The sequence below is a fragment of the Desulfosporosinus meridiei DSM 13257 genome (genome assembly GCF_000231385.2).
Classification (GTDB): Bacteria; Bacillota; Desulfitobacteriia; order Desulfitobacteriales; family Desulfitobacteriaceae; genus Desulfosporosinus; species Desulfosporosinus meridiei.
On record NC_018515.1, the window covers coordinates 2235313 to 2259402 of the forward strand.

Below are 24090 nucleotides of genomic sequence, written 5' to 3' on the forward strand. Positions count from 1 at the left end.
CAGAAATAAGGACAGATATAAAAGAAGGAGTTGGGTGTAGGATGTCAACAAATACAGAAGCTGCAACTGCTACGCAGATCCAACATACCGGTGTGGATGAATCACTAATTCCCAAAACCCTAGAGGGTAGAACAGTAGGCCCCATAGACTATATGTTTATGTGGATTGGAGACGGTGTTAATTTAGGTAATATGACCCTGGGAGCCAGTTTGGTTGTTGCCGGAATTGCGACTCTAAATCTATTTCAGACATTTGCAGCAGCTATTATTGCCATTGGAATTATTTCAACTATTTTTGCTCTAAACGATCGGCTTGGCTACAGAACAGGGATACCTTATGTTGTCCAGCTGAGAATGTCTTTTGGAATCAAAGGTTCAGTTATCTCATCCCTTTTGCGTGGAATCCCCGCCATTGTCTGGTACGGCTTTCAAAGCTGGATCGGCGGTACTGCCTTAAACGAAATTGCCAAGGTATTTACAGGCGGTGCCTTTGATAATGTTGCAGTTTGCTTTGTAGTACTTCAATTAGTTCAAATCGGACTTTCCTTGTATGGCTTCCATGCCATTAAATGGGTAGAATCCCTTACTTCAATTGTTATTATGCTCGCTCTTGTTTATGTGTTTGGTGTTCTTCTGACATCTCATAGTGCGGTAATTGCTGAAAAATGGGTACATGCCAAAGGCTCATGGGGCTTGCCGTTCTTTGCCTTCATTATGATGTTTATGGGGAACTACGCAGCCATCTTCTTAAGTGCTGCAGACTATTCGAGAGAATTAAAAGCAGGGATAAGCGACGGAAAACGCGGATTCTTGTACTTCCTTCCTATATTAATAGCCTACGGCTTCGTACTGGCAATTGGTGCAATGCTTGCTTCTGCAACGGGGATATCTAATCCAGTGAAAGCCTTTGCAATCGTAGTCGATAATTCTTACATTACAGTCTTTGTATCGGCCTTTATTGTTATGGGTGCTATTGCAGTTAACATGGTTGCCAATATTATTCCGCCTACCTATGTTATCACTCTAATTACAAAGCTTAAGTACAAAGTGGCAGTTACAATAACCGGATTACTTGCGTTAGGTTCCTTCCCCTGGGTTCTTGTTCAGGATTCGTCGGCAAAAGGACTGGGTATGTTCATCCTGATATATTCCGCATTTTTAGGCCCCATTGTTTCAATTCTATTAATTGATTACTATGTCTTCAGAAAGCAAAAAGTAGATATTGTTGATCTGTACAAAGAAAACGGCCCTTATTCAGGATATAATCCGGCAGCAGTGCTGGCCATGCTGATTGGTGCAGCGGCAGCTTTTACCAAAGTAGAGCTGGCTTGGATTATCGGGTTGGTCGTGGCCGGGATCTCCTATTATCTTTTGACTAAGTTTGCCTTTAAAGATTCAAAGTTTAAAAAGGGTACGATCTTTGAATAAATTTCCTTCTGAAAGTTAAAGATTGAAAAGGCATTTCACAAACAAGTAAGGGAAATGCCTTTTTATACAATGGAGCTTGGTTGCGGAGGAGAGCCGTCCACTGTCATAGATAGTCAGTAAGAACTGTTCCCCCTGTTTAACTGAATTAGAGTTGAATCTCAAAAGTTACCCCAAGATCGCGGATTTGACAATCCCCATCGTAGAGAGGCTCAATGGAATCAGCGGTGGTTTCTTTACGGGTTGCTAAAATATAGCCAAAGGACTCTTCAAGCGGGAGAATTGTGCCATGCCAAACGCCACGGTGGATGACAAAGGCCGTATAACTTTCCAGTAAAAAGCAGCGTACTGAATCTGGTGAGGGCAGAGCTTCCAGGTCATTAGGGTCTGTGGCGGGAGCAACACTTATGATAGCAGGGCCGCCATAGAGGGGGAAGAACCCTTGGGTGACTTTTAAATGGCGTTCCAAGGCTGAAAACTTAAATTCCTTTCGTTTAAGTAAAGCATACACGAATTCGGCTGAGCCATCATCCACCTCAAAAGGGATTCGGTCGGCAAAAATTGGAGGTGTAGTCTTAATAGGAGGAATTCCCGGCTCACGCATCAGCAGATGACCATAAGGTGCAAAGGCTTCTTTAGTAAAGGGTTCGACTTTAATGATACGATTCATATTGAAAATGTCCCCTTTCAGTTTTGGTTCACAGTAGTTCTGATTCAATCTATAATTACTCATTCCCGTGCTTTTATCCTTTTACTACTATTGATGATGGTCAGGCTGTTCATTTATCCTAATTTCCTAACTCGGATTCATCCCAAAAATCTAGCAGCCTGATTTAAGGTTAATGGTTTATCCAAGATTGATATTTATTTGGGTTCCCATTTGACCATTTATTCTAAAGGTTGCCTTAAGCAAAGTGACGAATATATGACAATAGTCAAAATCTTGTTAATTTGAAAGGAGAAGTTATCTATGGGTTATCCAAATGATCTTTTAGCTACGAGGGCAATAGTCAAACATGGCAGATATGCATTGATTCCACCGGAAGGGCGTGTGAAAAACGTCATTCCTAATTTAGAGAATTGTAATACAAGTATAATTGCCTCTCCCGAGTTAGGGCCGAAGTTTGCAATGTATACTGTTGAAGTATTACCAAATGGCGGCACAACCACTGATTTCAAAGAAGAGGGGATTGAAACATTCGTTTATTGTATGGGAGGAGCAGGAACCGTAACTGTTGAGGGCAAGACTTATGAACTTACGGATGGCGGCTTTGTTTTTGCACCTGCCTCATTAGGAGTAGGACTGAAAAATTCAAGCAACGAACCATGGAAACTTCTTCTTTATAAACAACGTTATCGACCATTAGTGGGTTATGAAGCTAGAATTGTTGTAGGCAACTTAAATGATATCCCTGATGAAGCTTATGATGGTATGGAAAATGTTCGTATTAAAAACGTGCTACCTACTGAATTGGGCTTTGATGTTAATTTTCATACGCTTAGTTTTTATCCTGGCGGGTGTCATCCTTTCGTAGAAACCCACGTTCAGGAACATGGCCTGTATTTTCTAGAGGGTGAGGGAGTTTATTTGATTGACGATAAATGGCTTCCTGTGAAAACAGAGGATTTCATCTGGTTTGGTCCGTATGTCCCTCAAGCCTACTATGGTGCGGGAAGAAAACCTTCCACTTATATTTATACTAAAGATTGCAATCGGGACATTGAGCTGTAAAATAGAATTACGAATTAAAATACGAGGTTCGAAACTTAATCGAACCTCGTATTTCAAAACACTCTTATATTATTTAAGGCATATTGAAATCTGCAGTTTGAAAAATCGAACCTTATAGATAACAAGGGGGGTATCACACTGGAAATCACGGTAAAAGATGCCATGAAAATTGGCCCCTTAAGCACATCTGAAATTGTGGCCGGTTATCAAACGTTAGAAAATGTTGTCAAAGGCGTAACTATAATGGAAGCACCTGATATTGTAAATTGGCTGGCTGGTGGAGAGCTGCTTCTTACCAGTTTGTATGCCGCGCCTGCCGGAACCTTGAACTATAAAGATTTTGTAAGAAAGCTCGCTGAGAAAGGCGTAGCAGCCATAGCCATTAAAGTTGGTCGGTTTGTGGAACGAATTCCAGAGGATATGATCGAAGCAGCTAATCAATACGGCTTACCTATTATTGAGCTTGATGCTAATGTGCGATTTGTGGATGTCATGTATCCTATCATGGCTGAACTCTTTAATAATCAAGTCGTTAAATTAAATTACTACAAAATTATTCAGGAGCGTTTTACAGCCTTAGCATTACACTGTCTAGGGTTAGAAAAGATTATTAGAACTCTTGAAGATTTAATCGGAAATCCCGTTGCGGTTTATGATCGCAATTTTAAAAGCATGAGTACAACTACTCCTCAGATTGAAAAATTTATCGAGATTGCAGATTTATTTCAAAAGGAAAGCTTGAATGAAAAACTATCCTTCTATCGTCAGATGGTACGATTTCCGGATCTTGGCGAAGAACCCGTTCCTCAGGTTGTAGTACCAATACGGGCATTTAATCAAGTAAAAGCCTATCTCACCGTAGTAGAGAAGAATAAACGACTCCAAGAGATGGATTTAATTTGTTTAGAACATGCCGCTACTGTTGTTACTCTTGATTTAGTGAAGAAAGTAGCTGTACAGGAAGTTGAACAGAAATTTCAGAATGACCTGTTAGAAAATCTAATAACAGGAAATACAGCGCTTAATAATACTCTGGAAAGGGCTGCCTTAATCGGATGGGATTTAACTAAGTCCTATACGATTGTCCTTTTTGATATTGATAACATCGACGGGATTTTAGCGAATACTAAGGAGAGCCCGGATAAAATGTATTTGCAAGAGTTAAAATCTGACGTCGTTTCCATAATTACTAATGCTGTTAGAAGACACACAAAGAATTTTATCCTCGGGACGAAAAATGATGCGATTATTTTGCTTTGGCCCTCGCCTGAAGTTTACAATGGCCTCCTAGATCAGATCAAGAAGACAGGGAAAGAGATCCAGGAACAAATTAAAAAGAAAGTTAAATCTGTTTCCGTTGCCATTGGAATTGGAGATGTTGCTCTAAAAGTTGACGAAATCCCTAGGAGTTTTAAAGAAGCACGAGATGCAATTACCTTTGGTCGAATGATTCAAGGTCAACATGTTATCGAAGCTTTCTCTGAATTGGGTGTGTTTCGGATTTTGTGTAAGTTTGCGGAGAGAAATGAATTACATAGTTTTGTCCCGAAGCAACTGCTTGTTTTAATGGAGCATGATAAAACCAATGAAGCAGACCTCCTGAAAACTCTAGAAATTTTCTTAGACTGTAATGGGAATGCCAGTAAAGCTGCCAAAAAACTTTTTATACATTATAAAACAATACTTTATCGACTAGAAAGGATTAAAGAAATTACCGGTATGGATTTAGAAACTAATGAACATCGCTTGGAAATTGAGATGGGCTTGAAAATAATCCGCCTGCTAGGAAATGAACATAATAATTTTTAACATGTAGGATTTGACAATAGCCTTTGAATAATCTTAATTTAAAAACTTCAAAAGTCAGCACAGGTAATACGAATTGAAATAATTAAGTAATGAATCTTTCCTTGTTCTGAGCATCGAACGATGCTCATTTTTTTTAGTGGTAGCTGGGAGATCTAATCAAAATTATAATATGAAATTACTGATTAAAAGCTATCAGGATACACAAACTATCATGGTGATAAAAAAGTTCAAGCTTTACTAATGAAAGGAAAAAATATGGAAGTGAGTAAAAAGACCAACAACTTCATCGATGAGTACATTTTGAAATTTCCAGTTGATATCCAGGAGATACTTAAGTCTTTAAGAGACGTTATTAAGAAATCTGCACCAGATGCACATGAAAAGATAAGTTATCAAATGCCTACTTTTGATTTGCATGGAAACTTAGTGCATTTTGCTGCTTATAAAAATCATATTGGATTTTATCCAACTCCCAGTGGAATTGAGGCTTTCAAAGTTGAATTGTCGGAGTATAAAGGGGCAAAAGGTTCTGTACAATTTCCCATCGCCGAGCCACTACCCTTTGATTTGATAAGCAGAATTGTCAAGTTTAGAGTTGCCGAAAATATAAAACAGTGGGAAGACAAATCGAAGAAAAAACGATAATCATAAAGCTATGATAAATATTTTTTGAATACTATAAGTATTTCCTTTTTTGTGGAAGGATTTATGATAATTAGCCAGAATTGATAAAATAGCAACAATTAAAATGTCTATGGGCTGATTCTCAGGAAATATGGAGGGAAAGTGTAAAATGAATGAAGATGTTGCGATTATAGAAGGAGTTTATGATATCGCTTCACCTGAAGTGCCGGCTTCTCTTCATAGATGGGGAAGGAAAGTATGGCTTCGTGACATAGAGATTGGAGCTAAGGGAAAGCTCCTATTCTATGATGAAGATGGAGTGTGTAAGATTACGACTCTTAGTCGAATTACCGATATTACTAAAACTCCTGAGGGGATAGGAATATATACTCAATGTAGTATTTATAAACTTAAGATGTTAAATAAATCCTAAATAGGTTTTATTACCTTAAAAAATAATAGTCAATAGGTTTTTAAAGATAAAGCAGTGTCCGATAATCATCTGATACTGTTTTTTGCTATTTTTTCTTAAATACGAACCCCAATATAAGTATAAAATGAAGAGAAAAGATGAAATTTAATTGACGTTTACCAAAAGAGGAAATAATAACCTAAAGAGTTAGCAAAAACTCAAGTATAAATAATATTATATGAATAATTAAAGTGATGTTAATCTTTAATGCTAAAAATGGATTAATCTACAAATTGACGCTACATTTTTGTCATGCTACGATATCAATGCAATAGGAACTTCTGCAAAGTGAAGTTTAAATCGCAAATTTCTATCAAACCTATTTAATTATCTCTGGCTTAATGAGGTGATATATGAAAAAGTTTGCATTCTTATTAGCATTAGTTTTAATTATGGTTAGTTCAATTGCAGCAGGGACTTTGGCTATGTACAACGTTTCTATTGATACCTTAGCTAAAGGAAGTGTGGTTGCCAAAGAGTTCATTTTTGTTGGGGAAGGAACAGACAGCTTTCAGGAGGGACTAAAGATTGCTCCTTCAGAGACAGCCCAATGGCAGTTTAAGGTTAAAAACTATGAAAACCATATTGTCTCTGAAACGGATATCTATTATAAATTAACTTTTAATGTACAGGCTTTGCCGGGTAAAGCTGCCATAGAACCTTTGACTGTCACAGTTAAGGATCTCAATGGCACAGTGCTTAACAGTGTTACAGGAGTTGGGACTTTTGATGTTTTAGGTCAATTTTCACTTGCTGTGAATGGTCAAGAACGGGACTTCTTAGTGGAAGTGAACTGGCCGACAGAAGGGACTTCTGACATTAATTATGCCGGTATCAACTATGGTTCAATGATCAACGTAGATGCTATTGCCTCCCAAATTCCGTTAAAAGCTACTGACCCGGATCCAGTTGATCCACCCCAAGTCAGCGTCCGTTATGAAACCACAGTTCCGTGGCAAAATGGACAAAGTGGCAATTACCAATACGAATATAAGGTAACAATCACTAATAATTCTACAGAGCCTATTTACAATTGGAGTATAGCCTTTAACCTCCCCACAGATAAACTGACCAGTGCTTGGAGCAATGCCAACCTGGTATCTGATACACCAAAGGGATACTACAAATTCCTCAATCCCGGCTATAATAACCAATTAACAGATAGTATATTGCCTGGGAAAAGCGTATCCTTCCGAGGCCCTGCTAAAGGAATGGGCACTGAAGCAATTCGTTCCGTCATTGTAGGTGGAAGCAATATAACTGATTTAACAAACGTAGATTTATTATGTCAATTTGGAAAGGCGTCTCTAAATTAGAGGCCTTATTAAATCTCTCAATTATGCTGAGGAGGGAGGATATGAGAAAAAAGGTTCTTTTGATTCTTGCCTTAAGTGCTGTACTGTTTGTTTCTCTTACCGTTGGTACTCTATCCAGCTATACATCGGTTTCAAGCTTCGGTATCAGCATTTATTCGGATTTAGATAAAGCCAAGAACTAAATTTTGAAATTTTGTTAAGTATCTTAAACCAAATTTATAATTGGAGGTTAAATAATGAAAAAGGCACTAACAACTATTGCACTTGTACTGATTTTATCAACATCTGTGATCGCAGGGACTCTAGCAATGTATACTACAACTATTGATAATGTTGCTGAAGGCAGCGTTGTTGCTAAAGAATTTGTCTTAGTAGAAGGAGGTACGGATACCTTTGAGAAAAATGTAAAAATTGCTCCGGCTGAAACAGTGGATTGGCAGTTTAGTGTGAAAAACTATGATGGCGCGATAATAAGTGAGACAGCGATGGATGTCAATTATACTGTTGATGTTGTTGCAGAAGATGGAAAAAGCGTGATTGCGCCCTTAGAAGTAAGTATCAAAGATGCCGATGGTCAAGTTGTTGGAGGTTTAACTTCGAACGGTAAAATTGAATTCTCTGACGAATTCGCCTTGAATACAAGTGGTCAGGAAAAAGTTTATACTGTATCTTTAAACTGGCCAAGTAATGATAATGCTGATAAAACTTATGCAGGAGCTGATTATGGTACAGCTGTTAAAGTGTCAGTGACAGGAACTCAAAAGTAACCTGCCTGTGGTAGGCGTGTAAAGAAATTTATGACTGAGTATAGAGAAATAAAGATCCAAAGAGAAACAGAGTACGACTATATAAATCGTGCTCTGTTTCTCTTTGGTTTCTCTAGTCCATAGCTCTGATTTTTTACTTGAGGATAGGGCATAATAGGTGAAAGAGGGTTGAAATTTATGACGCCTACAAAGTATACGACACAAGAACAAATAGAGGCAATGCGCAAAGAAATTCTCCAGGAAAAGCAGAAGCTATTAAATGTTTCGGAAAGGAAAAAATCATTCCGAGGCTGGCGTCCACAAGGAAAGCAGATTGTAAGAAGCATCAGTGGAGCTATATTTTTGGGGGTTAGTTTATTTTTAATTTGGTCGATTATATCAATTCAAATGACAAAAAGCAGGGGTGAAATCCCGAATGTCTTAGGATTTCAGCTTTTAGAAATTGAATCCGGCAGTATGGAGCCTACTCTGGAAATAGGGGCTGTAATTGTCAGTAGGAAACCTAAGGATGCTGAAAGTGCTTTAAGAGTAAATGACATTGTTACCTTCAAAACCCTGTCTGAGGCTGTGGTTACCCATCGGATCGTTGAGATTATTGATAATGAAAATGGCAGCAAAGCTTATCGCACGAAGGGAGATAATCCTAAAAATTCAGTCGACCAGGAACTTCTTAGTCCAAACAGGGTGATCGGAGTGTTTGTTGCTAAATTACCCTTAACATAAAAGTTTGTTTAGTATCTGTCATCTACACTATATACTTACTCTCTAAGAAAATATTGATGGGAGAAGTGACATGGAACATGGTCCGGAAAATATTGTATTGATGGAAAATATCTCATCTGTGGAACATTTTTTGGTTAACGGAGGGAAATCTCGCAGAGTACTGGATGATATTAACCTGGTGATAAATAGGGCGGAAGAATGGGGTATTAAAGGAACTTCGGTGTTTGAGATTAAATTACTTCTAGAAATCATCGCAAATATCAGACCCTATGACAAAGGGAAATGTGTTTTGATAGAACGTGGCATGATGAGGCATAAAAGGGTAATCTTAAAGCACGTTTTTTATATCGGAAGCTCAGATATGCTTTACAATAATATGAATGTTCTGGAATATTTAATGTTTGCAACTGGTAAGTCTAAGATCAATAAGGTGTTGCTGCAAGAACAGATTTTTGAATACCTTATAGAAATCGGTCTAGGGCATTTATCTTTGACACCGAACCACATGCTGAACAGAGAGGAAAAAGCTGTAATCACTTTAATTGCAGCAGCCTATTCAGATAGTCAGATAATCGTATTTAATCTCCCTGAGTATGAATGGGATGAGGTACTTATTAAAGCAGTTGCTGAAATAGCAAAATTTATAAGAAAACAAGAAAAAACTCTAATTCTCTCAACTCAAAACTCTCTTATGATAGAGAAAGCTTGTTCCCATACAGCGATAATCAAAGATGGAAAATTAATATACACTGGCAGTGTGGAGAAGTTACGAATGACCTATGACAAGATAGAAGTTATTATTCGGGATAAAACTGCGAAAAGCTTGCTGGAAAAACTCAATCGACTTCTCCCAGGATATAATTTGGTCATGAAAGAGGACAGTCTATTTATTAGGAATGAAGGCCCGGAATTAAATGAGCCTGGGGAAATTCATAAAAAGATAATCGAGTCGGGATTCATTCCCGATTCTATAGAGATAAATCCAAAAACAGTTGAGAATGCCTACGAGGAGCTAATCCTAAAGCATGATTTATAAAAATAGCTATTTCAAAAAAGAACTTCGCCAGGCATATACGGAAAATAAAATTAGCACTAACCGAAAAATAGCTTTTGCTCTCTTTCTGGGGCTTTTTTCTTTTGCCCTATACTTTGTTTTTCAGACTCTCCAGGAAAGTGTACTTTCCGATGTGGTTCCCGAGATAATGCAACCCAGTTTTTTCTCGACAATTTACCTTTACATTCATATAGTCATTGCTTTTATAATCAGTTACTTCATCCTCTATTATGACTATCTTTTTTTTGCGGAAATTAGGAAAAACTCCTGGTATCTGCTTATTCAAATGGGCTATAATCCAGTAATCATGTTTTTCTCTAAGTTATTTGCTTTAATGTACTCTGTCATATTGATATATACTGTTGGCTTTATAGTAACAATAATTCTTACCTTTCTTTTGAAATACACGTTTATATTGGCTTATCTGCCGACGCTCTACTTAGTAGGCTTAGCAGATTTGTTACTAATCACGATCCTTTCAATGACCTTTTCACTTTATGCCAAAACTGTGCTTAACGGTCGATACTGGACTTTTTTTACGGCCATCCTTGTATTTGCTCTAAAAACAGCTTTAGGACAATATCCTATAATCTCCAATCGCGTGTACATGCAGAACTTCTCTACGCTGTTCAATCTGCAGCTTTCAGCGTATTGGCTGGTCGGCTCTGTCATAATAATAACCTGCGGTTTAATATGTCTTTTTAGGAGCAGAAATATTGCTAAGTACTATAACCTGGCTCCCGATCCTGATATCCTACCCTTAGATAAGGAAATTGTAGAAATTGACTCAATAACGGGTAAACAAAAATTAATTGGCAACATAGTTAAAAAGGGTTGGCGTGGCCGAATTCTCGATACGGTAACTACATTTTTGCTCATCGTTTTCATATGTGTTGCATTAGCTATTAATGTATTCGTTATTGTGATTAATGCTTCTACACCCGGGCAAGAAGTAAGTATACGCGGGGTGATTCCTTTTGTGTTTAGTTCTAGCACAATGGAACCGGAAATTGAGATTAACGATTTGACGTACTTTCAAAAGATTGATACCCAATACCAGATAGAGGAGGGGCAGATTATTCTCTTTGAAGAAAATAATTTACTCTATGTGGAACGGGTAGTATCCAAGACAGAAAATAATTTGATTGTGGATATTGATTATTATCCCCCCATGTCCCAGATTGGGGCTATGAAAAAAACAATCAGCCGACAAGGGGTGCATGGGGTATACAGTGGTAGAAATCGCTGGCTTGGCGCTTTAATTCTCTTTGCCAATACTATTGTAGGAAGGATTCTTTTCTTGCTGGTTCCAGCCGTGCTGTTATTTTATCAGGGCCAACTTTATAAGTATTTTAGAAAAGACAAAAGTACCTGAAAGGGAATTTTTAGATACTTACTGATGTTCAAGAACCACTTAACTTTGAAAGATATCTCATATAATATTCGCATAGGAGTGACGTCTCTGAATACAAATTTGTTAGGGTAGAATTGTATAAGAACAATAGAAAAAAGAATAGTTGAAAAAAGTATAGTTGAAAAAAGCATCAAGATTTAGCCATAATCGGCTAAAAATCTCGATGCTTTTTCATGATCTTAAAAATGAAATATAACTCGATTCTGATATCGTTTCTGTATTTACAAACAAATGCCTGCTATGCTTTAGGAGGTGTTCCTTCAGCGTTTGATACAACTGCATCGATTTGGACTAAAGCATCTTTAGGTAAAGCTGATACCCCAACTGTTCTTCGTGCAGGAACCCTGCTTGGGAAGAATGTTGTGTAAACTTCGTCTACTGCATTAATATCTGCGATATTTTTAAGGAAAATATTTACTTTAACCACATCGTCCATAACGTGGTCGACACTTTCTACAATTGCCTTGAGATTTTTTAAGCACTGTCCAGCCTGCTCTTTTACACCACCAGCTACCATTTCACCTGTTTTTGGGTTTAGTGGTAATTGAGCTGAAATATGATTGTAATGAGAAAAAGCTACAGTTTGTGTATATAGAGAACTTTTGGGTGCATTTCCCGTATTGTTTGCTTCTATGATGAGTCCATGCCTGTCTTCAACAGCTTGTGGGGGGGTACCATCTCCGTGTGAAACCACTGCTTCGATTTGTACCAAAGCACCCATAGGTAAAGCTGAAGCTGGAACTATTGTCCGTGCAGGGACATAGGCTACGGCCCTGGCGATACCCGAGTCTGGGAAAAATGTTGTATAAACTTCGTTTACGGCTTCAATATCCGAGAGGTTTTTGAGGAAGATATTAATTTTAACAATATCGTCAAAAGGAACGTCAATACTTTCTAAAATTGCCTTGATATTCTTTAAGCACTGTCCAGCCTGCTCTTTTACACCACCGGCTACCACTCTACCAGATTTCGGATCAATAGGTAATTGAGCTGAAAGATTATTGTAATGAGAAAAAGCTACAGCTTGCGTAGATAGAGGACATGTTGGCGCATTAGCTGTGTTATTTGTAAGCTTTATGAGGTCGCCTGCTTGTGGTGCGTTTGGAATTGTACCTTCACCGTTTGAAACAAGGGCTTCAATTTGCACCAAAGCATCCATAGGCAAAGCAGCAACTGCGACATTCGTCCGTGTAGGAACATAGCCTGGGAAGAATGTTTTATAAACTTCGTCTACAGCATCAATATCTTTGATATTTTTAACGAATACAGTGATTCTAACAATATCGCTCATAACATGGTCGATGCTGTCTACAATTGCTTTTATATTTTTAAAACACTGTTCAGCCTGCTCTTTTGCACCACCAGCGACTAACTTGCCAGACTTTGGATCGATGGGTAATTGAGCTGAAAGATTATTGTAATGAGAGAAAGCGACAGTTTGTGAATATGGACCGATACCCTTTGGAGCATTTTCCGTATTTCTTGCTAATACTGCGTTATAGTTGCTCATGATAGTATTCCCCTTTATGATAAATTTTTTAATAGATATATTTGTGTATATTTTAAGTTACTACGGCTTGCCAATTATATACACTACAGACTTATCCCTTAAAACATGCGCTTATTATTACTGATCTGTACTTATTTATCAATTAAATATGTATAAATCAACTGGTGTTATTTTGCTTTCAATTAGCATAATCTAAGCACGTTTTTGGAGTTATTTTGATAATGAAGTCCAAAAAATTTGCTAATAAATATAAGAGCACGTAATGATTTACCTAACACCAGTATAGATCGCTGATTACCTAACTAGGATCTTCCGACCATAATCAAGCAGGTTACCACCCATACTAATGATTCGTTCGACCTTACAAGATATCTACCCAGCTATACACAACCTCTCGGCTGTATATAACCGATCTTCTTACACATGCATATATCTAACGACATATGGTTGAGTAAGAACCTTCTCAACACCCGGTAAAATCTTAGCTCGACCCGTTAAGATAAGTCAGAACCCTAAAACAATCAGACTAGACTGCCATAAAGCCCTTTTCCCACCACTAAAAGATCTTCCCTCTGACTATATACAAGCGTTTTACCACCTGCATATAATCTTTGGCCGACCCATATACACCCGACTAAGAGCATATATAAATCTTGGCTCAACCATTACGTACCCTTATGAACCTAGTATGGCTTTTTGGCAGAGCTTTATTCTGGTAACTTTAGGTAACTATCATCAATAGCTATCGAGATATCCCATAAGTCAACAAAAGACACCTATTTGTATCTTTTTGTTGAATAGTACTAATAAACATAAGGCAAAAACTTTAAATAGTAAAAATTATAATAATTATCAAGAGGAAAACACCTAAACAATGTAGAATTCTGGTAAATGTACCTTTTTGAATAACTCATTAGGAGTGTTTACCAATGAATGAAGCCTATTTAAATAATTATTCGGTCAAAGAAGAGATTCAAGTCCAACTAGAATCTCTTCACAAAAAATTCAGAGAAAGTCAAATACAACTTCAAACGATATTTGATGAAGCGATTATAGGTATTGTTTTGTTAAATTATGAAACAGGTATAAGTCTATGTAACCCAGCATTTCAAGAAATGCTGGGTTATTCGGAAAATGAGCTTAAGACTATGAATTTTCTTGAATTTACACATCCGGATGATTTAATAAAGGAGCTGGAAATATATCGAAAAGTAACTGAGAGCAAAATTGATAAATATCAATTAGAGAAAAGGTATATTAGAAAGGATAAATCCATTATCTGGGGTTGGCTAAGTTTAACAATTACCAGAAACTCTTTAGACAAGCCTGAATATGTCATCGCAATGGTCGAAAACATAACACAGCGTAAATTAACTGAAGAGTCATTGCGCGAGAGTGAAGAACAATTTAGAAATCTTTTTGAAAATAGCATGGACGGGATTTGTATCACCAAGCCTGATGGCACCATTATTTCAGCAAATCCCGCAATCTGTGAAATGTTGGGTATGACGGATGGGGAGATATGTGCAGTTGGCAGAAAAGGTATTGTTGATTTTTCGGATGGTAGAGTAAGCAAACTTCTAGTTGAGAGAGAGCAAACAGGCAAATTCAAGGGAGAATATTATGCAATTCACAAGAGTGGTAAAAGAATTCCTGTTGAAGCAACCTCTAAGTTTTATTGGAATAGTAAAGGAGAGAAAGTTGCCTCAGTTATTTCGAGAGATATTACTGATAGGATAAAGACACGGCAGGAGATTGACCGATTAGATAGATTAAACTTGATAGGACAAATGGCTGCAGGGATTGGACATGAAATAAGGAATCCATTGACAATTGTACGTGGCTATCTCCAATTATTGGGGTCGAGGCCAGAAAACGCAGTTCAAAGGCCTACCTTTGATTTAATGATATCTGAATTGGATCGGGCAAATTGCATCATCACTGAATTTTTGTCACTTGCTAGAACCAAACAAACAGATCTAATAGTTCAAAGTCTAAATGATATTTTACACAATTTATATCCTCTCATAGAGGCAGACACATATAGTCAGAACAAACAGATTAGCTTCAATCCGGGAATTATCCCAAATCTCGAATTAAATAAGAACGAAATCTCTCAGCTCGTTCTCAACCTAACTCGCAATGCTCTCGAAGCAATGAAAGAACAAGGGAGACTTACTATTGCTACTGGTTTAGAGAATAAAAAGGTAGTACTTGTCATAGAAGATGAGGGGAGTGGCATATCCTCGGAGGAAATAGAAAAAATAGGGACACCTTTCTATACCACTAAAGATAATGGAACAGGCCTTGGACTTACCACATGTTTTAAAATTGCTGAAGCTCATCATGCAAAAATTGATGTAGAATCAAGCCCAAAGGGGACAAAGTTTTTAATAGCATTTCCTATCCCAAGTATCAATCCTTAGACCTCAGATGTATACATTTAGAATCAGGGCTAGTTCGCTCTTATGAACCTAGCCAAGAGGGTGCATATTCGTGTATAGTAATAATGGGAGGGATGCCATAGAAAAATGAATTGTGTTAAAATGCACTTACTTATTTAAGCATCTAAAACATAATTTTTTTTGAATGTGGTTAGAAAGAATGAAATAATCGTGAAGGGAAGAAAGCTAAGATGAAAAGAAGATGGTTAACACTATTAGCAGTAATCTGTACGGTGGCTCTTTTGACAGCGGGTTGTGCTCAGAAAGCTCCGGATACAAAACCGACAGACAAGGCTCAAACCGGTGACCAATCCTGGAATAAAATTAAGGAAAAAGGAGAATTTGTCATAGGTTTGGATGATAATTACCCGCCTGCCGGCTTCCGGGACAAAGCAGGGGAACTTGTTGGCTTTGATATTGATTTAGCTAAAGAAGCGGCCAAGCGTTTAGGTGTCAAAGCCGTTTTCAAGCCGGTTCAATGGGACGGAGTTCTCTTAAATCTTAAAAGTGGAGAAATAGACCTTATTTGGAACGCCTTGGGCATAACCCCTGAAAGACAGAAAGAGATTGGTTTTACGGATAGTTACATGGCAGACAGGAATATAATAGTAGTAAAGGCAGGTTCTCCAATCAAGTCTAAAGCTGACTTAGCAGGAAAAACCGTCGGCCTGCAATTAGGAAGTACTGCCGAGCCAGCGGTTACTAAAGATGAGATCTCCTCAAAGCTAAAAGAGATCAGAAAGTTTGAAAGCCCCACAGTCGCCTTAATGGATTTAGATGCAGGCCGTATTGATGCAGTGGTGACTAATGAAATGAATGCTCGTTATCTGGTTACTACTGAAAAAACTGCGGATAAATACTATATCTTGACGGAACAAGAAGGGGATTTTGGCAAAGAACCTTTTGGAGTAGGTGTACGCCTGGAAGACAAAACCTTCCTTGCAGAGCTTAACCGTGTTCTCAATGAAATGAAAGCAGATGGAACGGCTGCTAAAATCAGTAATGAATGGTTTGGTTCAAACATTATTAAGTAGTGAAAATGGGAATAGGAAGTTGGTGAATGAATCTCTTCCTATTCCCTATTTTTAAAGAATATTCCTAAGCCCTGATATACGGGTTATTAAGACATTCATGAGGGGATAAGAGAAAACGATGGATTACGTTCTGACGATATTACCCGTTTTGTTAAAGGGTTTAAAGCTATCCCTAACAGTTTATGGAATTGTAATAATTTTAATCTTTCCAATAGCTATTTTGGCGGCTATTGGTAAAGTATCGGGGCCGAAAATTCTCAAGAAAATCCTACAATTATATACTTGGATATGGCGAGGCACCCCTTTGCTGCTGCAATTATTTTTCATCTATTTTGGGCTGCCGTACTTTGATATTAATTTACCGCCTTTAGTTGCAGTAATTATTGCCTTTGTCTTGAATGTAGCTGCCTATGAAACAGAAATTATCAGGGCAGGTATTGAATCTATTGACAAAGGCCAGTATGAAGCTGCAAAGTCCCTGGGAATGACCTATTTTCAAACCATGAGGCGAATTATTATACCCCAAACAATCAGGAGGGTTCTGCCCGCCACGGCCAATGAAGCAATTCTTACCTTTAAGGACACAGCTCTCGTTGCAGCAATCGGTATGGGGGATTTATTGCGTTCGGCTAAGGAAGTTGTGACAACTGATTTTAAAATTACCGCTTTCTTTGTGGCGTTTGGTTTTTACCTAATTATTTCTTCACTTTTGCTTCAAGTTTTTAGCAGGTTAGAGAAGAAATATTCGATTTACGAATAAAATGCCGTCTGGTTTCCTTGAAAGGCTAAATATAAATATCCAGACAAGACAATTTCTTATAGAAGGCAAATGAAGGGATAAAAAGTAATGGATCATCTGGAATATGTTCTAAGTATACTTCCGTTTATCGCATCAGGTTTAAAATTAACTGCTAAGGTATATGCAGCAACTTTATTATTTGCTCTGCCTGTCGGGCTTTTAGCTGCTGTTGGCAAAGTAAAAGGTCCCAAGATAATCACCAGGCTATTATATTTATATACATGGATTTGGAGAGGTACTCCCTTGCTCCTGCAATTATTCTTCGTGTTCTACGGTTTGCCGATTATTGGAATACGGCTTTCTCCCTTCGCCGCAGCAACGATTACCTATACCTTGAATTCTGGGGCCTATCTGACAGAAATTTTCCGAGGGGGAATAGAATCCATTGACAAAGGTCAATATGAAGCTGCCAAAGTATTAGGGATGACCTATCCCCAGACTATGCGCAGAATCATTATCCCTCAAACAGTGAGACGGGTCTTACCTCCAACCTGTAGTGAGGCAGTAAATTTAGTAAAGGAAACTGCCCTCTTGGCCGTGATTGGGATGCCGGATTTATTACGTATTGCAACTCAGATTTTCACTCGAGATTTTAATATCACACCATTTATTGTAGCCTTTGTTTTATACCTAATCGTCTCTTCTGTTCTTGTCAAACTTTTTGGTACATTAGAGAAGAAATATTCGATATATGAATAGGAGAGTGTGAGGATTCAATGACAATGATACGTATGAATAACATTCATAAATATTTTGCTGGAGTACATGTTCTAAAGGGAGTATCTTTAGAAGTTAATAAAGGGGAGATTATATCGATTATTGGGCCAAGTGGATCTGGGAAAAGCACTTTGCTCCGCTGTATGAATCAGTTAGAAAAGATAGACCAAGGAAGTGTTGAGATAGAAGGAATTGTAGTTGAAGCAGCAGGGGATGTTGGTGTCAAGATTACTGCTACCCCTCAGGAGGTAAGAACAGCCTATCGGAAAATGGGTATGGTTTTTCAAAGCTTTAATCTATTTCCACATATGACTGCCCTAGGCAATGTAATTGAGGCACCAATGCTTGTTCATAGACTTAGTAAAGGTGAAGCTGTTAAAAACGCGGAGAAGCAACTTAACAAGGTGGGATTACTGGAGAAAAAGGATGCCTTTCCTTCCAAGTTGTCCGGTGGTCAAAAACAGCGAGTAGCTATTGCTCGTGCCCTGGCGATGAATCCGGATATTATGCTGTTTGATGAACCAACCTCAGCTCTTGACCCGGAGTTAATTGGAGAAGTCCTAAGTGTCATTAAGAACCTGGCTCAGGAGCATATGACTATGATTATTGTGACTCATGAAATGGGATTTGCCAAGGAAATTTCCGACCGGGTTATTTTTATGGATGACGGAAAAATTCTTGAAGATCAAAGTCCGGCTGTTTTCTTTGATAATCCACGTCATCCTAGGATAAAGACGTTTTTAGAAAAAATGCTCTAACAATTATATTGGAATTACTCAAAATGCCAGGGAATGGATATAAGTATATTTTATCATAATTGGTGCCCAATGCTTATGATTGACAGTATAATCTGATCTGCGGATACCAGCTGTATCTTGTTATGAAGGTTCTACCCCCAGGAAGAGGCTCTTTCCTGATGAATGGGTCCCCGAAGGACCTAGGCAGTGATTAATATCTAGATGTCTTGTGTTGAGAGTACAGGTAGATATTTAGTTATATTTGTAGCGATTGGTTATGACCAATCGCTTTTTGATATTAAAATTTAGGGTTGAATCCAGTAAACCTCTTAGTTTGTTATATGTAGAATTTTTAAAATAATGGTCTATATAAACCCTGGTATATTATATATTAATTGAGAACATAACGTATATCTATAGACAGTTAATCTTATAAGGTTTAAGCTTAACTTAAGGTAAATCACAAATAAACTAATCACCTTAGTGAAAAATAACACGAAAACTTGGGGGGTGAAAACTTACAATTATCTGGTGCTTGAAAGGTAATTCTCTAGAACTGGCTATATGCCCTTAATAAAGGAGGTTATGCCATGAGAAAGTGTGACGAGCATATTCAAAGATTTACCTTAACGGGTCAGGATAGAGGGATTAGGCAACTAAGTGAAAGTGAACTCGAAGAGTATAAAATAATCTATAGGGACCTAATTATCAAACTCATCGAAACTGGTGGAGAAGTTCCCGAAAGTTCCGATATTCAAGTGATTAATAAGATTTATACCTGCAACGACGAGTGTGTGACTCCTCTGGGGTTGGTCAATGTTTGCCTGGAATACCTGGCAAAACTGCTAACGTTCTGTAAGCAAGCAGGGATTCGTTGGCTAGTGGATATAAGAGAGTGCACAGATACCCACTTTAGGGAACTGTCATACTTTAAGATTATCGTCGATTGCTCAAAGGATAGATTCATAGAAGTTGCCAAAGAAGGAGGCTTTAGGTATTCAGCCATTAAATAATACACGGTGATCCTCTTTTCAGCTTACTCTTTTATTTCTATCAAAATCGTGGTATTATGCAAAATAAGAAAGAATCTGTGTCACCCATTGATTAACGCGTGACAAGGCCATAGACAAAGTGCTATGGCCTTATACATATTTTAAGACGCGAAAACTATTAGGAACAAGGTAAAATTAAGCAGAAAAAGTGATGGAGGATGATATGGGATCACACGCTGTGAAACGAATTTATGTGGAAAAAAAGCCGGGTTATGATATTGAAGCCCAGGGCCTTTTCAATGATCTAAGCGAAAATTTAGGGATCAATGGATTGCAGGGGTTAAGAGTTATCAATCGCTATGACATTTCAGGGATTACGGATGAGGAATATAATAAGTCCCGTCCTATTATCTTTGCCGAGCCTCCCTTAGATTTAGTGTATGATGAAAATTTAGAGATTTCCTCTGCGGATCGAGTTTTTGCTATGGAGTATTTGCCGGGCCAATATGATCAGCGGGCAGATTCAGCTGCTCAGTGTGTACAGATTCTGACCCAGAAAGAGCGCCCGACGATTGCTTCTGCTAAGCTAATGGTTTTGCAGGGTCAATTTTCTGAGGAAGAGTTTCAAAAAATTAAAGATTACTGTATCAACCCTGTCGAGTCACGAGAAGCCTCGTTAGAAAAGCCCGAGAGTCTGGATTTTGAATCGATTATTCCGCCCGATGTGGAAATTCTCGATGGTTTTATAGAAAAGTCGCCTGAAGAACTGAAAAAGTTTTTTTCAGAAACGGGTTTAGCAATGAGCTTTGAAGACCTGGCTTTCTGTCAACAATACTTCCGAGATACTGAAAAGCGGAATCCAACTATTACGGAAATCCGTGTGATTGACACCTACTGGTCGGATCATTGTCGTCATACTACATTTAACACTAAGATTGAAGAGGTGTCATTTCCCAAAGAGGAAATGGCTTATCCATTGACCCAAGCTTATCAGGAATATCTAAGCTCAAGAGATTATGTGTATGGTGAGAATCCTGCTGATCGAGATATCTGTCTCATGGATATCGCCGTCTTAGGCATGAAAGAGTTAAAGAAAAAAGGACTCTTACCTGATCTGGATTTATCCGATGAAATCAATGCTTGTAGTATTGTGGTAAATGTCGATGTCAATGGTCAAAATGAAGAATGGCTAGTGATGTTTAAGAACGAGACCCATAACCATCCTACTGAAATTGAACCCTTTGGAGGAGCGGCTACTTGTCTGGGCGGAGCTATTAGAGATCCCTTGTCTGGTCGCACCTATGTCTACCAAGCAATGCGGGTAACGGGAAGCGGAGATCCCCGGTTGAAACTGGAGGATACCCTGCCTGGAAAATTACCACAGAGAAAGATCACAACAGGTGCTGCTGCAGGATATAGTTCCTATGGCAATCAAATTGGGTTGGCTACAGGACAGGTAACAGAAGTCTATGACCCAGATTTCATTGCTAAGCGTATGGAAATTGGAGCTGTTATAGCGGCTGCTCCCCGTGAAAATGTGGTGCGAGAAGTTCCTGAAGCCGGTGATATCATTGTATTGGTCGGCGGAAGAACAGGCAGGGACGGGTGTGGCGGCGCAACGGGTTCCTCGAAAGAACATACCACAGAGTCCTTAATGACTTGTGGAGCAGAAGTGCAAAAAGGGAATCCACCCACAGAGCGAAAAATTCAAAGGCTTTTCCGTAATTCTCAGGTAAGCACCCTCATTAAACGATGTAACGATTTTGGAGCAGGTGGGGTTTCGGTTGCTATCGGAGAGTTGACAGATGGCTTAGAAATTGACTTAGATGCTGTACCGAAAAAATACGAAGGTCTTGATGGGACAGAGCTGGCAATTTCTGAATCTCAAGAGCGTATGGCTGTAGTAATTCGCGCCGAAGATTTCAAGACTTTTGCTGACTATGCTCATGAGGAAAACCTTGAAGCAACCTTAGTTGCTAAGGTTAGTTCTCAACCAAGGCTTAGGATGGTTTGGCGAGGGCAAGTGATTGTGGATCTTAGCCGGGAATTTCTTAATACCAATGGGGTTAAGCAAACTACTAGGGTTCAGGTTTCTCTTCCAGAGACAAGTCAAGATTACTTCAGTAGTTTGCCGGAAATAGTTGAAGAAAAAATAGCTTCGAATTCTCTTGAATGTTTGGAAAACGACGCTTCGTTAGTGAAAGAGGCTTGGCTTGCTAATCTAGCGGATCTGAACGTCTGCAGTCAGAAGGGATTAGTGGAAAGGTTTGACAGTACAATTGGGATGTCATCTGTCTTGATGCCCTTAGGCGGCAAATATCAGGCTACTCCATCTGAAGGTATGGTGTCTAAGCTTCCGGTATTAACAGGAGAAACAAATACGGCGACGGTGATGACTTATGGTTATAATCCACAATTAGCTAAATGGAGTCCCTTTCATGGTGCTTTATATGCCGTTGTAGATGCGGTGACAAAAGTGGTGGCACTTGGCGGGGATTATCGTAAGGTTCGACTAACTCTACAAGAGTATTTTGAACGCTTAGGAACTGATCCACAAAAATGGGGGAAGCCTTTCAGTGCTTTGTTGGGAGCTTTCTATGCTCAAAAGAAACTTGGAATTCCGGCTATCGGCGGAAAAGATAGTATGTCGGGAACCTTTATGGATTTGCACGTTCCTCCAACTTTGGTGGCTTTTGCGGTTAATGTGGTCGAGGCAGATAAGGTTGTTTCTCAAGAATTTAAAAAAGCAGGTAGTCATGTGGTGTTGGTGAGGGCCATTCGGGATGAACATCAAGTCCCGGATTTTGAACAACTAAGTGCCGGCTATCTGAAAATTTACGAGTTGATCCAATCAGGAAGTGTTTTGGCATCTCATACGGTTAGGATGGGCGGACTTGCAGCAGCACTCAGCAAAATGGCCTTTGGTAATCGAATCGGTATAGCTTTAGAAGGTCAAATTGATGTCAAGCAGCTGTTTACCGCAGATTATGGCTCTATTGTTTTGGAAATAGATGGAACTATAGATTTAGCTGAAGCCTTTGGTTCTCTAAAGTATCAATTGCTGGGGGTAACCCAGGAAACACCGCTGATAACCCTCAAGGATGTAAACATTGACCTAGACACGGCTTATCAGGCATGGGAAAAGCCTTTGGAAAAAGTCTTTCCGACTCAAACGGAAAAAGTTGCTCAGCCACAAAATGTGAATTTTAAGTTGCGAAATACCCTAACTCCTTCAATAAAAGTGGCAAAACCGAGAGTCTTTATCCCGGTTTTCCCGGGAACTAATTGTGAATACGATTCGGCCAAAGCCTTCGAGAAAGCAGGTGGAATCGTTGAAACCTTAGTTATCAGGAATTTGACTGCTTCAGATGTAGAGCAATCCATCAAAGAGATGGTTAAAAAGATACAACAGGCTCAGATCGTCATGCTTCCCGGGGGCTTTAGTGCGGGAGATGAACCGGATGGATCCGGTAAATTTATTGCAACGATGTTCAGAAATCCTTGGATTAGTGAAGCTATTACGGGACTTATGAATCAACGGGATGGTTTAATGCTCGGGATTTGCAATGGGTTTCAGGCATTGATCAAACTCGGTCTTGTTCCCTATGGAGAAATCATTGATCTAATGGAGGATTCGCCAACCCTCACCTACAACAAAATTGGGCGTCACGTTTCCAGCATGGTACAGACTAAAGTTGTCTCTGTCCTATCTCCTTGGTTTAGCGGGGTGAATTTAGGAGATATTCATACTGTCCCTATCTCCCATGGAGAAGGACGGTTTGTCGCAAACTCAGAAATGATTCAAACCTTAATTGACAATGGTCAAGTGGCCACTCAATATGTAGATTTAAAGGGAAACCCAAGCAATGATGTTATCTATACTCCCAACGGTTCCTATGAAGCCATCGAAGGAATTACTAGTCCCGACGGACGTATTCTGGGTAAAATGGCTCATTCCGAAAGAACTGGTTCTGAAATCGCTAAAAATATTCCGGGCAATAAGTATCAGCCGATTTTTGCCGGAGGGGTAAACTATTTCAGAGGATAAACACCTGGTGCCGGCAGAGGATAGCAGGTGTGTTCGGATGGGGGTGCCTTTTGAGGTCTTTAGATTTTTCAGAATGCCTTTTTAGAGTAAAAGGGTTTTCCGACTGTTTGTCGAACTAGAACAGGTGGAATGATTTGATATTTTAGGAGATGAATTTTACATTGAATACTACATTTGAAAGCGCTGTTGTAACAGTACAAGACAAAACGATTGCCGTGGTTTCAGTACAACCAACCGTATTCCAGAATTCATTTAATGCTTCAACCATTATAAAAGGATTACTCCCTGTGTTTAAAGGTATGTCGGTGGTTTTAATGACCTTAGATCCCCAGGGTAAGCCTGCATACTTCGGCAGATCAGATCTTATCTTGCTCTTAGAAACTATTAATATTAAAGAAGCAGAATGGAAAGAAGTCACTGCTGTCGTTGACCTGACCAATTCTTGCCCAATGAAAGAAGAACAAGAAGAATAGT

At 38.8% G+C, this 24090-nt stretch carries 21 protein-coding genes; 19 read left to right on the forward strand and 2 right to left on the reverse strand.

All coding sequences use genetic code 11. The features are described from left to right. Nucleotides 1–41: 41 nt before the first annotated feature. The gene (locus tag DESMER_RS10285) at nucleotides 42–1427 is read left to right on the forward strand and encodes an NCS1 family transporter (RefSeq protein ID WP_014902981.1); all 1386 of its coding nucleotides are present in this window, start codon (nucleotides 42–44) and stop codon (nucleotides 1425–1427) included. Nucleotides 1428–1572: 145 nt separating this feature from the next. On the opposite strand, the gene DESMER_RS10290 is transcribed toward DESMER_RS10285, so the two are convergent. Beyond that, a complete protein-coding gene (locus tag DESMER_RS10290; RefSeq protein WP_042333654.1) occupies nucleotides 1573–2094 on the reverse strand; it encodes an ureidoglycolate lyase in 522 nt (173 codons plus the stop codon). 300 nt (nucleotides 2095–2394) lie between these two features. Between DESMER_RS10290 and allE the strand changes: the two genes are divergently transcribed. From allE to DESMER_RS10335, 10 genes are all read left to right on the forward strand, one after another. Next, nucleotides 2395–3156 (forward strand): (S)-ureidoglycine aminohydrolase, encoded by a 762-nt coding sequence (allE, locus tag DESMER_RS10295; protein WP_014902983.1) that lies wholly within the window; start codon nucleotides 2395–2397, stop codon nucleotides 3154–3156. Between the two features lie 138 nt (nucleotides 3157–3294). Next, entirely contained in the window at nucleotides 3295–4965 is a 1671-nt protein-coding gene (locus tag DESMER_RS10300) for a PucR family transcriptional regulator (RefSeq protein WP_014902984.1), read from the forward strand. 255 nt (nucleotides 4966–5220) lie between these two features. Beyond that, complete coding sequence (locus DESMER_RS10305) at nucleotides 5221–5610, forward strand: iron chaperone (RefSeq protein ID WP_014902985.1); 390 nt, start codon at nucleotides 5221–5223, stop codon at nucleotides 5608–5610. Between the two features lie 148 nt (nucleotides 5611–5758). After that, on the forward strand, nucleotides 5759–6022 hold the full coding sequence (locus DESMER_RS10310) for a hypothetical protein (protein ID WP_014902986.1): 264 nt from the start codon (nucleotides 5759–5761) through the stop codon (nucleotides 6020–6022). A gap of 392 nt (nucleotides 6023–6414) precedes the next feature. Then, nucleotides 6415–7377 (forward strand): cellulose binding domain-containing protein, encoded by a 963-nt coding sequence (locus tag DESMER_RS10315; RefSeq protein WP_014902987.1) that lies wholly within the window; start codon nucleotides 6415–6417, stop codon nucleotides 7375–7377. Between the two features lie 41 nt (nucleotides 7378–7418). Next, entirely contained in the window at nucleotides 7419–7559 is a 141-nt protein-coding gene (locus DESMER_RS23965) for a hypothetical protein (RefSeq protein ID WP_014902988.1), read from the forward strand. Between the two features lie 54 nt (nucleotides 7560–7613). Further along, nucleotides 7614–8144, forward strand: a complete 531-nt coding sequence (locus DESMER_RS10320) for a hypothetical protein (RefSeq protein ID WP_014902989.1) — start codon at nucleotides 7614–7616, stop codon at nucleotides 8142–8144. 177 nt (nucleotides 8145–8321) lie between these two features. Continuing rightward, a complete protein-coding gene (locus DESMER_RS10325; protein WP_014902990.1) occupies nucleotides 8322–8867 on the forward strand; it encodes a signal peptidase I in 546 nt (181 codons plus the stop codon). 70 nt (nucleotides 8868–8937) lie between these two features. Beyond that, nucleotides 8938–9903: a P-loop NTPase family protein gene (locus tag DESMER_RS10330; RefSeq protein WP_014902991.1), complete on the forward strand. Its 966-nt coding sequence runs from the start codon at nucleotides 8938–8940 to the stop codon at nucleotides 9901–9903. Beyond that, on the forward strand, nucleotides 9893–11296 hold the full coding sequence (locus DESMER_RS10335) for a peptidase S24 (protein WP_014902992.1): 1404 nt from the start codon (nucleotides 9893–9895) through the stop codon (nucleotides 11294–11296). The genes DESMER_RS10330 and DESMER_RS10335 overlap by 11 nt, the downstream gene beginning before the upstream one ends. A gap of 277 nt (nucleotides 11297–11573) precedes the next feature. Here DESMER_RS10335 and DESMER_RS10340 read toward each other — a convergent pair whose 3' ends face one another. Beyond that, a complete protein-coding gene (locus DESMER_RS10340; protein WP_014902993.1) occupies nucleotides 11574–12845 on the reverse strand; it encodes a RidA family protein in 1272 nt (423 codons plus the stop codon). 929 nt (nucleotides 12846–13774) lie between these two features. Here DESMER_RS10340 and DESMER_RS22580 point away from each other — a divergent pair. The 8 genes from DESMER_RS22580 (at nucleotide 13775) to DESMER_RS10380 (ending at nucleotide 24089) form a co-directional block, all read left to right on the forward strand. After that, nucleotides 13775–15271 carry a PAS domain S-box protein gene (locus tag DESMER_RS22580; protein WP_014902994.1) on the forward strand — a complete coding sequence of 499 codons (1497 nt, stop codon included), beginning with the start codon at nucleotides 13775–13777 and terminating at the stop codon, nucleotides 15269–15271. Nucleotides 15272–15480: 209 nt separating this feature from the next. Further along, nucleotides 15481–16323, forward strand: a complete 843-nt coding sequence (locus tag DESMER_RS10350) for an amino acid ABC transporter substrate-binding protein (protein WP_014902995.1) — start codon at nucleotides 15481–15483, stop codon at nucleotides 16321–16323. A gap of 118 nt (nucleotides 16324–16441) precedes the next feature. Beyond that, nucleotides 16442–17083: an amino acid ABC transporter permease gene (locus DESMER_RS10355; protein ID WP_014902996.1), complete on the forward strand. Its 642-nt coding sequence runs from the start codon at nucleotides 16442–16444 to the stop codon at nucleotides 17081–17083. Nucleotides 17084–17170: 87 nt separating this feature from the next. After that, a complete protein-coding gene (locus tag DESMER_RS10360; RefSeq protein WP_014902997.1) occupies nucleotides 17171–17821 on the forward strand; it encodes an amino acid ABC transporter permease in 651 nt (216 codons plus the stop codon). 17 nt (nucleotides 17822–17838) lie between these two features. Beyond that, nucleotides 17839–18597, forward strand: a complete 759-nt coding sequence (locus tag DESMER_RS10365; protein WP_014902998.1) for an amino acid ABC transporter ATP-binding protein — start codon at nucleotides 17839–17841, stop codon at nucleotides 18595–18597. Between the two features lie 569 nt (nucleotides 18598–19166). Then, nucleotides 19167–19589 carry a hypothetical protein gene (locus DESMER_RS10370; protein WP_014902999.1) on the forward strand — a complete coding sequence of 141 codons (423 nt, stop codon included), beginning with the start codon at nucleotides 19167–19169 and terminating at the stop codon, nucleotides 19587–19589. A gap of 202 nt (nucleotides 19590–19791) precedes the next feature. Then, a complete protein-coding gene (locus tag DESMER_RS10375; protein ID WP_014903000.1) occupies nucleotides 19792–23616 on the forward strand; it encodes a phosphoribosylformylglycinamidine synthase in 3825 nt (1274 codons plus the stop codon). Between the two features lie 161 nt (nucleotides 23617–23777). Further along, complete coding sequence (locus DESMER_RS10380) at nucleotides 23778–24089, forward strand: hypothetical protein (protein WP_014903001.1); 312 nt, start codon at nucleotides 23778–23780, stop codon at nucleotides 24087–24089. Nucleotide 24090 lies beyond the last annotated feature (1 nt).

Excerpts from the sequence above, each read along its gene's own strand:
- DESMER_RS10325 (WP_014902990.1), top strand. The coding sequence starts at position 8,322 with ATGACGCCTACAAAGTATACGACACAAGAACAAATAGAGGCAATGCGC.
- DESMER_RS10340 (WP_014902993.1), bottom strand. The coding sequence starts at position 12,845 with ATGAGCAACTATAACGCAGTATTAGCAAGAAATACGGAAAATGCTCCA.
- allE (WP_014902983.1), top strand. The coding sequence starts at position 2,395 with ATGGGTTATCCAAATGATCTTTTAGCTACGAGGGCAATAGTCAAACAT.
- DESMER_RS10375 (WP_014903000.1), top strand. The coding sequence starts at position 19,792 with ATGGGATCACACGCTGTGAAACGAATTTATGTGGAAAAAAAGCCGGGT.
- DESMER_RS10365 (WP_014902998.1), top strand. The coding sequence starts at position 17,839 with ATGACAATGATACGTATGAATAACATTCATAAATATTTTGCTGGAGTA.
- DESMER_RS10315 (WP_014902987.1), top strand. The coding sequence starts at position 6,415 with ATGAAAAAGTTTGCATTCTTATTAGCATTAGTTTTAATTATGGTTAGT.
- DESMER_RS10350 (WP_014902995.1), top strand. The coding sequence starts at position 15,481 with ATGAAAAGAAGATGGTTAACACTATTAGCAGTAATCTGTACGGTGGCT.
- DESMER_RS10305 (WP_014902985.1), top strand. The coding sequence starts at position 5,221 with ATGGAAGTGAGTAAAAAGACCAACAACTTCATCGATGAGTACATTTTG.
- DESMER_RS23965 (WP_014902988.1), top strand. The coding sequence starts at position 7,419 with ATGAGAAAAAAGGTTCTTTTGATTCTTGCCTTAAGTGCTGTACTGTTT.
- DESMER_RS10360 (WP_014902997.1), top strand. The coding sequence starts at position 17,171 with ATGGATCATCTGGAATATGTTCTAAGTATACTTCCGTTTATCGCATCA.
- DESMER_RS10335 (WP_014902992.1), top strand. The coding sequence starts at position 9,893 with ATGATTTATAAAAATAGCTATTTCAAAAAAGAACTTCGCCAGGCATAT.
- DESMER_RS10285 (WP_014902981.1), top strand. The coding sequence starts at position 42 with ATGTCAACAAATACAGAAGCTGCAACTGCTACGCAGATCCAACATACC.
- DESMER_RS10370 (WP_014902999.1), top strand. The coding sequence starts at position 19,167 with ATGAGAAAGTGTGACGAGCATATTCAAAGATTTACCTTAACGGGTCAG.
- DESMER_RS10330 (WP_014902991.1), top strand. The coding sequence starts at position 8,938 with ATGGAACATGGTCCGGAAAATATTGTATTGATGGAAAATATCTCATCT.
- DESMER_RS10355 (WP_014902996.1), top strand. The coding sequence starts at position 16,442 with ATGGATTACGTTCTGACGATATTACCCGTTTTGTTAAAGGGTTTAAAG.
- DESMER_RS22580 (WP_014902994.1), top strand. The coding sequence starts at position 13,775 with ATGAATGAAGCCTATTTAAATAATTATTCGGTCAAAGAAGAGATTCAA.
- DESMER_RS10310 (WP_014902986.1), top strand. The coding sequence starts at position 5,759 with ATGAATGAAGATGTTGCGATTATAGAAGGAGTTTATGATATCGCTTCA.
- DESMER_RS10290 (WP_042333654.1), bottom strand. The coding sequence starts at position 2,094 with ATGAATCGTATCATTAAAGTCGAACCCTTTACTAAAGAAGCCTTTGCA.
- DESMER_RS10320 (WP_014902989.1), top strand. The coding sequence starts at position 7,614 with ATGAAAAAGGCACTAACAACTATTGCACTTGTACTGATTTTATCAACA.